Origin of the sequence: Herbiconiux daphne (assembly GCF_024979295.1) — a bacterium.
GTDB lineage: Bacteria > Actinomycetota > Actinomycetes > Actinomycetales > Microbacteriaceae > Herbiconiux > Herbiconiux daphnes.
Genome location: NZ_JANLCJ010000453.1, coordinates 1 through 662, shown reverse-complemented (window position 1 = coordinate 662; position 662 = coordinate 1). Strand labels below are relative to the sequence as shown.

Annotated in this window: 2 protein-coding genes; both read left to right on the top strand. The window is 44.1% G+C overall.

The genetic code is table 11. The annotated features are described in order from the left end of the window. Positions 1–181, top strand: a 181-nt coding sequence (locus tag N1032_RS25815) for a hypothetical protein (RefSeq protein ID WP_259543471.1), incomplete at its 5' end; no start/stop codon positions are given. 39 nt (positions 182–220) lie between these two features. Next, positions 221–662, top strand: a 442-nt coding sequence (locus N1032_RS25810) for a hypothetical protein (RefSeq protein ID WP_259543470.1), incomplete at its 3' end; no start/stop codon positions are given.

Below are 662 nucleotides of genomic sequence, written 5' to 3'. Positions count from 1 at the left end.
TTTGGTTGACCAGACTCAAGTGGCATTGAAGCACAAAGCAAAGATGTATGAACTCATCCGTAAAGCTGGTGAGTTTGAAAGTATCTGTCGTCGTGATGGCTATGCCCTAAGAGGTAGGCTGTTGCGGATAGATAGTAGCCTGCCTAGTCTGATCGACTTGAGCAAAGGCAAACTGCTGTAAACTTTAACTCTTGAAACTTTAATCGTAAGGTAAATCCTAATGAACAAATCATTATTGGCTGTCGTTATCGCAATGGGTCTGGCTGTATCAATGGGTGTTGCTCACGCTCAGATAGATAGTTCTGGTCATTTCAAACTGACTCACACACCAACTCAGCAGGACATAACGTTTGCTCAGAATGCTCAAGCTATTCTTGGGGAGATCAAGGCAGCGGTTGAAGATAAGAAACTAAATGGTTTCTCTCAATCCAGATTCGAAGCGCTGAATAACCGCGTAACCTCTATGAGTTACGGCGGAGCTAATCAGGATACACAAGCTGCCATTCAGCAAATGTTAAAAGCTGCCGTCGGTGAATATCAAATCAACAGTAGCCAGCAAGCAGCAAGTGCTCTGGATCTTGCCCAGCAAAAGCTCGGTATGAGCAATACAAATCCGGCTGATTCTGTTCAGCAGAAGATTGATAAGATTCAGGTTGCCTTGT